10 protein-coding genes are annotated in these 12,559 nt (G+C 67.8%); 7 read left to right on the forward strand and 3 right to left on the reverse strand.

Annotated elements, in window-relative coordinates; translation table 11 throughout:
* Positions 1-9: 9 nt before the first annotated feature.
* Positions 10-2,040 carry an FUSC family protein gene (locus C5O79_RS35975; RefSeq protein ID WP_131932230.1) on the reverse strand — a complete coding sequence of 677 codons (2,031 nt, stop codon included), beginning with the start codon at positions 2,038-2,040 and terminating at the stop codon, positions 10-12.
* 145 nt (positions 2,041-2,185) lie between these two features.
* Here C5O79_RS35975 and C5O79_RS35980 point away from each other — a divergent pair, with 145 nt between their 5' ends.
* From C5O79_RS35980 to C5O79_RS36010, 7 genes are all read left to right on the forward strand, one after another.
* Positions 2,186-3,088 carry a LysR family transcriptional regulator gene (locus C5O79_RS35980; RefSeq protein WP_046548057.1) on the forward strand — a complete coding sequence of 301 codons (903 nt, stop codon included), beginning with the start codon at positions 2,186-2,188 and terminating at the stop codon, positions 3,086-3,088.
* Between the two features lie 401 nt (positions 3,089-3,489).
* Entirely contained in the window at positions 3,490-5,049 is a 1,560-nt protein-coding gene (locus C5O79_RS35985; protein ID WP_047849790.1) for a DHA2 family efflux MFS transporter permease subunit, read from the forward strand.
* A 175-nt stretch (positions 5,050-5,224) separates the two neighbouring features.
* Entirely contained in the window at positions 5,225-5,554 is a 330-nt protein-coding gene (locus tag C5O79_RS35990; protein WP_047849789.1) for a hypothetical protein, read from the forward strand.
* A gap of 257 nt (positions 5,555-5,811) precedes the next feature.
* A complete protein-coding gene (locus C5O79_RS35995; protein WP_046548060.1) occupies positions 5,812-6,147 on the forward strand; it encodes a sugar ABC transporter ATPase in 336 nt (111 codons plus the stop codon).
* A 136-nt stretch (positions 6,148-6,283) separates the two neighbouring features.
* Positions 6,284-7,873: an ABC transporter substrate-binding protein gene (locus tag C5O79_RS36000; protein WP_124618377.1), complete on the forward strand. Its 1,590-nt coding sequence runs from the start codon at positions 6,284-6,286 to the stop codon at positions 7,871-7,873.
* Between the two features lie 171 nt (positions 7,874-8,044).
* Positions 8,045-8,587 carry a class I SAM-dependent methyltransferase gene (locus C5O79_RS36005; RefSeq protein WP_131932232.1) on the forward strand — a complete coding sequence of 181 codons (543 nt, stop codon included), beginning with the start codon at positions 8,045-8,047 and terminating at the stop codon, positions 8,585-8,587.
* Between the two features lie 27 nt (positions 8,588-8,614).
* On the forward strand, positions 8,615-9,868 hold the full coding sequence (locus C5O79_RS36010; protein ID WP_131932234.1) for a hypothetical protein: 1,254 nt from the start codon (positions 8,615-8,617) through the stop codon (positions 9,866-9,868).
* Positions 9,869-9,887: 19 nt separating this feature from the next.
* On the opposite strand, the gene C5O79_RS36015 is transcribed toward C5O79_RS36010, so the two are convergent.
* Positions 9,888-11,195: an Nramp family divalent metal transporter gene (locus tag C5O79_RS36015; protein ID WP_124618375.1), complete on the reverse strand. Its 1,308-nt coding sequence runs from the start codon at positions 11,193-11,195 to the stop codon at positions 9,888-9,890.
* A 102-nt stretch (positions 11,196-11,297) separates the two neighbouring features.
* Positions 11,298-12,554 (reverse strand): oxalate decarboxylase family bicupin, encoded by a 1,257-nt coding sequence (locus tag C5O79_RS36020; protein WP_124493618.1) that lies wholly within the window; start codon positions 12,552-12,554, stop codon positions 11,298-11,300.
* Positions 12,555-12,559 lie beyond the last annotated feature (5 nt).

Raw genomic sequence — 12,559 nt, forward strand, 5'->3', positions numbered from 1 at the left:
GCCCCTCCGTCAATCGTGAGGGCCTCGCAGGAAGCCATCGTGCGCGGCCGCCGTCTCTGCGATCGTTCTCAGCAACACCGCACCGCGCAGCATCGCGCGGCCCTCGTCGCTGTCGACCCCCGTCACGCGACGCAACAGCACGCGGGCTGCCGCATTGCTGGTCCGCGCCAGCCGCGCGAAATCCGCGCGCCCGACCCGCCCCCGCACCAACGCGACCGCACGGCGCGCCGCCGGCTCGCGTGCCGCCAATTCCGCCAGTGCCAGCAGGCTGTCGCCGATCGTCCAGGCCGCGAGCAGATCGCGCAGGTCGCGCTCGATGAGCGCGGGTGACAGACGGCCAGCGAAACCGAGTTCGCGCCCGAGGCGGTCGGCCGTGCGGCTCAGCCATGCACTCGCCTGCCATGCCCGTGGATCGCGTGCGATGCGCACCAGGTCGTCGCGCACCGCGCGATGCAGGCGCCGCCGGCTCGTGCCGGGATCGCCGGGAAACACGAGCGCGAACACCAGCGCCCCGAACGCGATGCCGAGCAGCGTGGCAAGCGCCGAATTGAGAAAGGCCGCGTCGCCGATGCGCGCCGTATTGTCCGGCGACGTGAAATTCCAGAAGAAGATCGAGAAGCCGCTGCCGATGCCGGCGGTGCGCGGATTGCGCATCGCGATGCCCGTGCCGATCATGAACACGCCGAGGATGGTCGCGAGCATCTCGAAGCCCGACACCGCCGGCAGCAGCGCGAAATTGCAGAGCGCACCCGCGACCGCCGCGCAGGCCGCGCCTTTCAGGAAGCCGACGGTGGCGCCGACCGAGTTCGGACGCGTCGAGAACAGCGCGCAGACCACGCCCGTGATCGCCACGAATCCGGCACCCGACGGCCACGCGGTAACGATCCAGAGCGCCGACGCGACCAGTACCGCGATGAACGCGCGAATCCCGTTGTGCCATGCGAGCACCGGATCGTGGTGGAACGCATAGCGCACGCGCGACGCCGGCGGATTCGGCCGGTCCAGCTGCACCTTGCCCGCGAAGGCGGCGTCGAACCCGGCAAGCAGCGCCGCCAGCCGGTCGAGCGTGAGCAGACGCGCCGGGTCCGAGCCGGCCGGCTCCGCGGCCTCGGCACGCACCGCGTCGTCCACGCGCGCACGCAATGCGATCAGCGCCGGGCCCGCTTCGCCCGTCGCGGCCATGCCGTCGAGCACCTGCGCGGCATCGGCGACCAGCGGATCCGGCGTGCCGCCGCTGCGTGCCGCGTGCTCGTGCAGCGCCTGCCCCGCGGCTTGCGCGGACAGCACGCCCAGCACCGCCGCGCGCAGATGCCCGATCGCGTTGCGCACCGGGGGCGCACCGGCGGCCGCATACTCGGCCGCCGTGTCGAGTTCGAGCGCATCGGCGAACAGCCGGTGCACGGCCGCGCCGTTCGGCTCGCGGCGCAGCGCGCCCGCGCCGACGGCCACCGCGCGGTCGAGATAGCGCGCGAGCCGCGTGCGGACATCGGCCAGCGGCGAACCGGGCGCGAACACCGTCTCGAACGCGGCGCCGCACAGGATGCCGACCACCACGTACAGGAAGCGCGCGGTCGCGATGTCGAATGCGTGCAGCGGCGCGGAGACGGCGTCCATCGCGATGATCGCCGCCGTATAGCCCGCAAGCACCGCCGCATACGCGCGGAAATTGCGCAGGAAGGTCGCGACGCCCGCGCACAGGCCGATCCACGCGGCGAGCGCCGGCAGGAACAGTTCGGGCGTCTGCGCGAAAGCCCCGGTCAGCACGAGCGCGACGGCCGCGCCGATCGCGGTGCCGAGAATCCGGTACTGGCTCTTCGACAAGCCCATCCCGCGGCTGCCCTGCGCGACGATCCACACCGTCGACGCGGCCCATTTCGGGTCGTCGAGATTCATCCGGAACGCGATGTAGAGCGCGAGGAGCGACGCGGCGGTGTTGCGCAACGCGAAGCCGAGGGCGCCGGGCGGCAGCGTGGGCCGGGCGTCGCGCAGCGCGGTGCGAACGGCTGCGAGCGGCGGCAGAGAGGGCAAGGCGAATTTCATGCGGCGAGCATACGGGGGCGTGCCGCCGCCACTAAGAGCCGCGGACAGGATGCGTTATTGCACCGGGCAGGATAATCGCCGCCGCACGAAGCGATTCGGCCTGCGCAGGTAAGATGCGCGCAGGTCGAACACTGAAGCAACCCGTATGGACTTCGAAAGCATCCGGATATTCCTGCGCGTGGTCGAGCGCGGCAACTTCACCGCCGCCGCCACGCACCTCGACATGCCGCTCAGCCGCGTGAGCCGCAAGGTCAAGCAGCTCGAGGACGACCTCGGCGTCCAGTTGCTGTACCGCACCACGCGCCGCGTCTCCGTCACCGAGGCCGGACGCGACTACTACGAGCGCTGCCTGCGCGCCGAGGACATCCTGCTCGACGCCGACCGCCAGGCGCGGGCGCTGCGCACGGCGCCGGAGGGCATGCTGCGCGTGCTGGTGCCCTACTCGATCGGCCTGTTCGAACTGGAGCCGGCGCTCGCGGAGTTTCGCCGGCGCTACCCGCTCGTCCAGCTCGTGCTGATCTACGACAACAACCCGCTCGATCTCGTCGAACACGGCTTCGACGTGGCGCTGCGCGCGGGCGTGCTGACCGACTCCAGCTACATCGCGCGCTCACTGGGCTGGTCGCAGGCGAAGCTCGCCGCGAGCCCCGCCTATCTGGACCGCGCCGGGCGGCCCGCCACGCCGCAGGATCTCGCGCAGCACGACCTGCTGCTCGTCGGCCGCGACGCGCCCGGCTTGACGCTGCGGCTCACCAACGCGGCCGGCGAAGTGGCCGACGTGCCGGTGCGGCCGGTGCTGATCACCAACGAATCGGTGACGGTGCTGCGCCAGGCCGCGAGCGGCGGCGGCATCGCGCTGGCTTCGACGCACTACACGGCCCGCCGGCTCGAGCGGAACGAGCTCGAAATCGTGCTGCCCGACTGGCACCGGACCGACGACGTCGAGCTGCACGTGCTGTATCCGCGGCGCGCGACGCTCGACAGCAAGGTGCGCGCGTTCGTCGAATTCCTCGTTGAAGTGTTCGACGATTGGCGCACCGCTCCCTGACCCGCACGGTTCGCACACCGATTATTGCAGCAAGCGAAATCGATTAATGAGTCGGCCCGTGTTGATGGCGGCTCGCCCCATCGTTAGCCTGTCGCGATGCAAAACCATTCCATTCGCGACGGCAGCCGCCTGAGCGCTGCCCGCAGGCGCGTCACGCGCGTCCCGCCTTCCTGACCGGCAGCATTCCGCCTCCCGAAGCCCGCCACGGCTTCGTACATTCGATCGCGCAGCACGTCGCACGCGTCGGCCCCCTCTGCGGGGCCGCGTCGCGCGCGCCGTGCTCCCTTCCGTTCAGCAGCCGCGCCGTCCGTGCGTCGCCTTCGCGCGCGCGTATGCGGCCGCGTGCCCGCCGCAACGGGTCGCGTCCGTTCCGCCCCTTACGCTCCTTACGCAGGAAACCCATGTCCTCTCCGTCATCTTCAGCCCCGTTATCGGGCGGCCGCCTCGCGATCGGCACGATCGCGGTATCGCTCGCGATGTTCATGAACGTACTCGACTCGTCGATCGCGAACGTCGCCATTCCGACGATCTCGGGCGACCTCGGCGTGTCGGTCGACGAAGGCACGTGGGTGATCACGATCTTCGCGGCCGCGAACGCGGTGTCGATTCCGTTGACCGGCTGGCTCACGCAGCGCTTCGGCCAGGTGCGCCTGTTCGTCACGTCGATCCTGCTGTTCGTGTTCGCGTCGTGGCTGTGCGGGATCGCGCCGAACCTGCCGACACTGCTCGCCGCACGGATCCTGCAAGGCGCGGTCGCCGGGCCGCTCGCACCGCTGTCGCAGGCGCTGCTGCTCGGCGCGTGGCCACGGCAGAAATCGTCGAGCGCGCTGGCGCTGTGGTCGATGACGGCGCTCGTCGGCCCGATCGCGGGGCCGTCGCTCGGCGGCTGGATCACGTACGACTACAACTGGTCGTGGATCTTCTACATCAACATCCCGGTCGGCTTCTTCGCGGCCGCCGTCACGTGGATCGTGTTCCGCGACCGCGAATCGGCCACGAAACGCATGCCGATCGATACGATCGGCCTGTTGCTGCTCGTGCTGTGGGTCGCCTCGCTGCAGATCATGCTCGACAAGGGCAAGGATCTCGACTGGTTCAACTCGCCCGTCGTGGTCGCGCTCGGCGTCGTCGCGCTGATCGGCTTCGCGTTCTTCCTCGTGTGGGAGCTCTACGAAGCCAATCCGATCGTCGATCTGCGCCTGTTCACGCAGCGCAATTTCGCGGGCGGCACGATCGCGATCTCGGTCGCGTACGGGATGTTCTTCGGCACGCTGGTGCTGCTGCCGCAATGGATGCAGGGCTATCTCGGCTACCGCGCGGTCGATTCCGGGCTCGCCACCGCGCCGCTCGGCGTGTTCGCGATCCTGCTCACGCCGGTCATGGGGCGCCTGCTGCCGCGCACCGATCCGCGCTACATCGCGACGCTCGCGTTCGTCGGCTTCGCGGTCGTGTTCATGATGCGCACGACCTTCTATACCGACGTGTCGCGCTGGGATCTCATTTTGCCGACGCTGCTGCAGGGCATCCCGATGGCGATGTTCTTCGTGCCGCTGACGTCGATCATCCTGTCCGGGCTGCCGCCGGAAAAGATCCCGGCCGCCGCCGGCCTGTCGAATTTCGGCCGCACGTTCTGCGGCGCGGTGGGCACGTCGCTGATCAGCAACGCATGGAACGACCGCACGATCCTGCATCACGTGCGGCTCACCGAACAGGCGAGCGTCACCAACCCGGTCTTCACGCAACAGCTCGACACGTCCCGTTCGCTGCTGCACCTGAGCCCCGATTCGGCACTCGCGTTCTTCAACGCCTCCGTCGATTCGCAGGCGGCCGTGATGGGGTTGAACGACATCTTCTACGTGTCGGCGATCATCTTCGTCGCGATCATTCCGCTGATCTGGATCACGAAGCCGACGCGTTCGGGCGGCGGCGATGCCGATGCGGCGGCGGCCGGCGCGCATTGATCCGCACGTGCAACGGCCGGGCCCCGTACCGCACGCGTCGGGGCCCGCGCCGCAACGCGCCGACGTAATAAAGACTTGCAATCGATACAGGCCGAAACGTCAACAGCCGGTGCCCGCTCCGCGTTCTTTGGACAAGCGCCCGCGATCCGGACGCGCAACGACAGGAGAAAACACCATGCGAACCCTTGCCCGCCATCTTGCGATTGCTGCCACCCTGATGTCGGTGCTGACCGGTACCGCGTTCGCCGATACGCCGTGGCAACAGGCGCATCCGCGCCGCGAAGAGGTCAACCAGCGCCTCGCCAACCAGAATCGCCGAATCCATCACGAAGTGAAGGAAGGCGAAATGTCGCACGCCGAGGCCGCGCGCCTGCATCGTGACGACCGCAAGATCCGCCGGGAAGAGCGGGACATGGCTGCGCAGGATCACAGCCACATCACGAAGAGCGAAAAGCACGTGCTGAACCAGCAGGAAAATGCGGTCAGCCACCAGATCGGCCAATAAGATCGACAACATCGGCAAGTGCCCATTCGCCGTCATCTGAAACGCCCGCTGCCGCGATGCGGTAGCGGGTGCTTGTTGTGTATCGAATCGTTTCAACGCGCCAACGCCGTCAAACGCTGCGGGTATACTCCGTCGTCAGCCGCCTGTCGCATCGTCGTCCGTCAAAAAAGGCCCGATTCCGGGCGGTTTCGTCGCGAAGCTTCGCGTTTCGCCTACCCCGCGCCCCAGCCTCGATACGAGACACCCGACGACCCATCATGAAACGATTCCTGCTGCTCCTTCCCGCCGCCCTGCTCGCCGCCTGCGGTTCCGCGCCCTCGTCCGACTCGGGCTCCGCCTCCGGCGCAGCGCCGATGATCTACGTGTCGTCGCAACGTCCGGCCTACGCGATCGCCAACTGCCTCGACAGCCGCCTGTCGGGCACCGAGCAATCGCAACACAACGGCGTGACCGACATCGCCATCGGCTCGAACTCGTACTTCGTCACGCTCACGCCGTCGGGCAACGGTTCGGTCATCAAGGTCGTGCGCGGCTCGGGCAACGAGCCGGCCGAGGAAGCGATGCGCTTCGCGGTCGCGCGCTGCGCGATCTGATTCGAACCTGCCGATGCCGGGCGCCCGCCCGGCTCGCGGCTGCGCGCCTCCCCGCCGGCGCGCACGCCGAATATTTTCATCCGGGCAGCCGTCGATGAGAGAATCGCACCCACGATTCCCTTTCAACGGAGCCCGCATGAAGCACCTGCTGTCCCGCCTGTTCGTCAGCGCCGCGCTCGTCGCGCTTGTTCCGGCATTGCCGGCGCAGGCGGCCACGCCGCCCGGCATCTTCGTCGTCGCCACGCAGCTCGGCGAATTCACGACCCTCGACCCGAGCGGGATCTACGAGCTGGTGCCGTCCGAATACGTCGCGAACACCTACGAACGCCTGGTGCGCGTCGACCTGAAGGACCCGACGCGCTTCGACGGGCAGATCGCGCAATCGTGGACGGTCGGCGCCGACGGCGTGACCTACACGTTCAAGCTGCGCCCCGGCCTCACGTTCCATTCCGGCAACCCGGTGACCGCCGACGACGTCGCGTGGTCGCTGCAGCGCACCATCCTGCTCGACAAGGGGCCGGCCGGCGTGCTCGCCGATCTGGGCCTCACGAAAGCGAACGTGATGCAGAAGGTGCGCGTGGTCGATCCGCAGACCGTCGTGCTCGAAACCGACCGCAAGTACGCGCCGAGCTTCGTGCTCAACGTGCTGAGCGCGTGCCCGGCATCGGTCTTCGACAAGAAGCTGCTGCTGTCGCATCAGCAAGGCAACGATCTAGGCAGCGCGTGGCTGCGGACCAACGACGCGGGCTCGGGCCCGTACCAGCTCGTCAAGTGGACGCCGAACGAGACCATCGTGCTGCAGCGCTTCGAGAAATACCGCACGCCGTACCCGATGAAGCGCATCGTGCTGCGTCACGTGCCCGAAGCATCCGCGCAACGGCTGCTGCTGGAGAACGGCGACGCCGACGCCGCGCGCAACCTGAGCCCCGACAGCCTCGCCGCGCTGACGAAGGCCGGCAAGATCAAGGTCACGTCATGGCCGGTGTCCGCACTGCTGTACCTGAGCCTGAACACGAAGAACCCGAATCTCGCGAAACCCGAGGTGCAGCAGGCAATGAAATGGCTCGTCGACTACGACGGCATCCAGCGCAACATCGTCAGCACGACCTACAAGGTGCATGAAACCTTCCTGCCCGAAGGCTTCCTCGGCGCGTCGAACGCGCGGCCGTACAAGCAGGACGTCGCAAAGGCGAAAGCGCTGCTCGCCAAGGCCGGCTTGCCGAACGGCTTCGACGTGACGATGGACATGCCGAACGACTATCCGTACCTCGAGATCGCGCAGGCGCTGCAGGCGAACTTCGCGCAGGGCGGCATCCGCGTGAAGCTGATTCCGGGCGATGCGAAGCAGGCGATCGGCAAGTATCGCGCGCGCCAGCACGACATCTTCGTCGGCGAGTGGTCGCCCGACTACATGGACCCGAACAGCAATGCCCGCGGCTTCGCGTGGAATCCGGACAACTCCGACCAGTCGCCGACGAAGATGCTCGCGTGGCGCAACAGCTGGGACATTCCGCAACTGACGAAGGACACCGAGGCCGCGCTCGTCGAGCCGTCGCCCGCGAAGCGCGCGCAGCGTTACGAAGCGCTGCAGAAGGCCGTGCTCGCGAATTCGCCGTTCATCATCATGTTCGAGAAGGTCGTGCAGGTCGCGACGCGCCCCGGCGTGACCGGGCCGGAAATCGGGCCGATCAACGACCTCGTGTCATACCGCACGCTCGCGAAGTAATCGGGGCGGCCCGCGCGGGCGGCCCTGCCGGCGCGCGGGTAATCGTCGCGACCGACGCGCCGGCGCCGTGCCGGGCGACGGCCGGCGATCTACAATGGCCGGCGCCGTGGGGGGCCGGCGGGTTCCGGCGATGACCCCCACCACCGAAGTCGCTTCGCGAAGGAAAACAGGATGCGCACGCTACAACAACTGAGACTGGAGTTCCTGCAGTACAGGATCGAACCGATCGGCTGGCTCGGCGACAGCCCTTCCCGCTTCGACTTCTATACGGAAACGGCGATCGCGTGCGACACCATCCTCGAGCTCGGCGTGTTTACCGGGCTGACCACGACGGCCTTCATGCTCGCGCAACCGAAGCGACTCGTGTCGGTCGACATCTCCGACGAGCACTTCCGCATCCGGCACGAGCTGGAGCAGGCCGCGAGGGACCTGTCGGTCGACTTCGAATTCAGGATCGCCGACGATCTGGCGATGGAGCCGCTGGCATCCGACCTGCTGTTCATCGACACCACGCATACGTACGAGCAGACGCTCGCCGAACTGAACCGCTTCGGCCCGCTGGCACGCAAGAAGATCGTGCTGCACGACATGACCACGGCCGGCGTGTACCAGGCCGTGTTCCAATGGCTGTGGGACAACAAGCAGTTTCATATTACGTATCACGACAGCCGCGGCTGCGGCGCGGTCGTCTGCGAGCGCCACGTCGGCTACTGAGTCGGGCACGCACACCGGGGAACGAACATGCATTCGAGCGAGCACGCGGTATGCGTGGCGATCAACGACAACAATCGCGCCTGGTACGAAATGCTCGTGCCGTTCCTGCTGTCGCTGCGGCACAGCGGCTACGACGGCCGGATCGCGGTGATCGGCTACGGCCTCTCCGAACGCAAGCGGCAGATCCTGGCGAGCCAGTCGGTCGACGTGATCGAAGCATCGGGCACGTATGCGCTGCCGGTCGGGCGCTTCATCGAGGCCGCCGAGTATTGCGCCCGCAACCCGCAGATCCGCAAGCTCGCGCTGTACGACGCCGACATCTGGTTCTGCGCGCCGGGGTTCGACCTGTTCTCGCAGATCGGCGACGACCGGATCCACGCGTGCCCCGACCCGCTGTTCTGCACGTTCGTCGTCACGCCGCTGATCGGCGAGCGGCGCGACCATCACTGGCGTCTCGTCGTCGACGAAGTCTCCGCACGCCACGGCGGCGCGTTGCAGGCCGGGCTCGTGGCCGGGACCGCCGATGCCTGGACACGCTACGCCGGCCACCTGCGCGACTGCATCGCGCGCATCGGCACCGATTTCCAGGAATGCTTCGGAATCGATACGACCTTCCTGCACCTGTGGAGCGCACAGGGTGAAACGGCGCTGCTCGATCCCGTCCAGAACTTCGTCAGCAAGTACGGCATTCACGAAGCGTTCGATGCAAGCACCGGCACGACGACGCTCCGGTATCACGGCGAGCCGATCCGCGCGCTGCACATGACCGGCGATATCCGCTTCCTCGACCGGTGGCGCTACTACGCGAACCACGCCGACGCCGCATTGCGCGACGGCATGCCGTTCGCGCTGTCGGACGGCACGCCGGTGCAATCCGACGCGGTTGCCGCGCGCATCGCGGCGACCGGCTACGTGCGCTCGGCCGGGCTGACCGTCGCGGCTGCGGCGGTCGAGGAAAGCGCCGGCGCCCACCTGCAGGCGATCGACGAACCCGGCGGCACGATGCTGATCGGCAGCGGGAATCACGAAATCGTGCTCACCGCGACCCGCGACATCGCGCGGCTGAACGTCTACGTCACGCATCCATCCGGCTCGCCGTCGCCGCTGCTGTGCGAAGTGCTGGTCGACGGGCAACCGCAGCGCAAGGGCACCGAACTGATGGCGCATTTCTGGTATCAGGTCGTGGCCGGCACCGTCATCACGCTGCGCTCGACGAGCCTCGGCGGCCAGCAGTGCAACGTGATCTGGCGGCTGCGCGAGGCGCCGGACATGCAGCAGTAAACTGCCGGCCCGCGGCCGTTCAATTGAAGGCCGCCCACACCAGGTACGCATTCAACCCGACGATCACGACCGTCGCCGCACCGGCGACGATCCGCATCGGCAGTCGCATCGCATAGGCACCCATCACGTCCGCGCGCGCCGACAGCAACAGCAGCGCGATCATCGGCAGCGGCAGCACGAAACTCAGCACGACCTGGCTCACGACCATCGCGCGCGTGACGTCGCAGCCGAGCGCGACCACCGCGAATGCGGGCACGACCGTCACCGCGCGCCGCACCCAGACCGGCATGCGGCGGTGGATGAAGCCCTGCATCACGACCTGCCCGGCCATCGTGCCCACCACCGAACTCGACACGCCCGACGTCAGCAGCGCGATGAGAAACAGCGCGCCGGCCGCCGGCCCGAGCACCGGGATCAGCGTGTGATACGCGTCGCCGATGTCGGTCATGCCCGGCGCGCTCGCGTGAAACGCCGACGACGCCATCATCACCATCGCGAGATTCACGAACCCGGCCAGCCCGAGCGCAACGACGACCTCGCGGTTCGAGAAACGCACGAGCCGCCGCCGCTCCGCGTCGTCGCGCGGCGCGTTGCGATCCTGCGTGAGACCCGAATGCAGATACAGCGTGTGCGGCATGATCGTGGCGCCGATGATCCCCACCGCGATCGTCAGCGCCGCGTGATCCGGAATCTGCGGGACGACCAGGTGAAACGCGGCCGCATGCCAATCTTGCGGCGCGATCAGCAACTCGCCGAGATAGCACGCGCCGATCACGCCGACCAGCGCCGCGATCGCGGCTTCCAGCGGCCGGAAGCCGCGCTTTTCGAGCGCGAGGATCGCGCCGGTCGCGAGCCCCGTCGCGATCATCCCCGTGAACAGCGACAGGTGGCACAACAGCCCGAATGCGAGCGCGCCGCCGAGGAATTCGGCGAGGTCGGTCGCCATCGCGGCGATCTCGGACGCGACCCACATGCCCCACACGACCGGCGCGGGAAAGCGGTCGCGGCACAGCTCCGCGAGATTGCGGCCGGTCACGATGCCGAGCTTCGCCGACATCGCCTGGAACAGCATCGCGATCGCGTTCGCGGCCAGCACGACCCACAGCAGCCGGTAGCCGTATGCGGCGCCGGCCTGGATGTTGGTCGCGAAGTTGCCGGGGTCCATGTAGCCGATCGACGCGATCACGGCCGGGCCGACGAACGGCAGCAGCGCGGCGACGCCGGTGCGGCGGCCTTCCAGCGCGGCGCGCGCCGCGCCGTCGGTGTGCCCGGTGGGCAGGTCCGGCAGCGCGAAGCCGCCGGCAGGTTTGCTCGTGACGGGAATCATGGTGAGGTTCCGTTCGAATGAGGAAGGCTTCCTGAAGTTTGGGCGCCGTGGCCGGCATGCCGCCTGCCGGCCACGGCTACGGCGGCGGCGGCGGCGGCGGCGTTACAGCGGCACGACGTCGGGACGGTTGCGCGGAAACTGCGCGATCACGTCCGGCGCGACGTTCAGGTGTGCTTCGACGAGCTGCGGCGGCGTATGCGCGAGCCAGTCGGACAGCGACACTTCCGCATAGCGGTCGGTCTTGAAGATCTCGAGGAACACCAGATCGGTGCTGCCGGTGTTCTGCACGTAGTGCCCGAGGCTCTTCTTCACGTAGCCGACGTCGCCCGCACGGAAGTCGGCCGTCTGCGCCTTCGGCCCCGTGTCGAACACGGTCATCCGTGCGTCGCCCTGCAGGTAGTACTGCCATTCGTCCGCGTTCGGATGCCAGTGCAGCTCGCGCATGCCGCCCGGATGCACGGTGACGAGCGCCGCTGCGACCGTGGTCGACACGTTGAAGTTCGTGCTGTCCGCGATCCGCACTTCGCCGCCGCGGGTCTTCCTGACCGGCTTCATGTCGCCGAGCGAGAAGATGAACGGATGCGGCGGCGCCCCGGCCGACGATGCCGATGCGCGCTGCGCTTCCGCCAGGGGGCCCGGTTCGTCGCCCTGAAAGATCCACAGGTTGTCGAGCGGGATGTTCCTGAACGCGTCGGCCGGTACGCCGAAGTTGAGTGCGAGCACGTCGGGCGGCGTGTGCGCGATCCAGTCGGTCAGCAGCAGCGTGTTGAATTCGGACGCGCGGCCGTTATCGAACGCGAGCAGGAATTCGGCGCCGTCGGTGCCGATGCCCTGCAGAGAATGCGGCAGGCCGGGCGGGAAATACCAGAGATCGCCGGTCTTCACGTCCTGCACCGATGGCCGGCCGAGTTCGTCGAGCACCGTGATCCGGCAGCGGCCGTCGAGCATGATGGCCCACTCGGCCTGCTGGTGCCAGTGCATCTCGCGAATGCCGCCGCGGGTGAGGCGCATGTTGACGCCGGATATGGTTTCGGAAATCGCAAAATCGTCCTGCGTGACTTCACGTGCCCATCCGCCATTTTGAATACGTTTATGCGCATTATTGAATGACGCCCAGAATAATGGCATCCCATTGATATCGGTAGCCGGCGGATCCTGAAACGACGGAAATTGATTGGCAATTGCCGGATTTTTGGGCCCCGGGTCGGTCAGGCTCTGGCGGTTGCGCGCATTCACCGCGCCTTCCGGCGGGCGGTCCGGATTGCCGAACGAGGCAGCCTTGGCCGATACGGCGATACCCGCGGCGGCAATGGCACCGGCCGTTCCCGCCAGCATCTTGCGTCGAGAAAGATTCGTCATGCTTT

Origin of the sequence: Burkholderia sp. SRS-25 (assembly GCF_004343765.1) — a bacterium.
Taxonomy (GTDB): Bacteria; Pseudomonadota; Gammaproteobacteria; order Burkholderiales; family Burkholderiaceae; genus Burkholderia; species Burkholderia contaminans.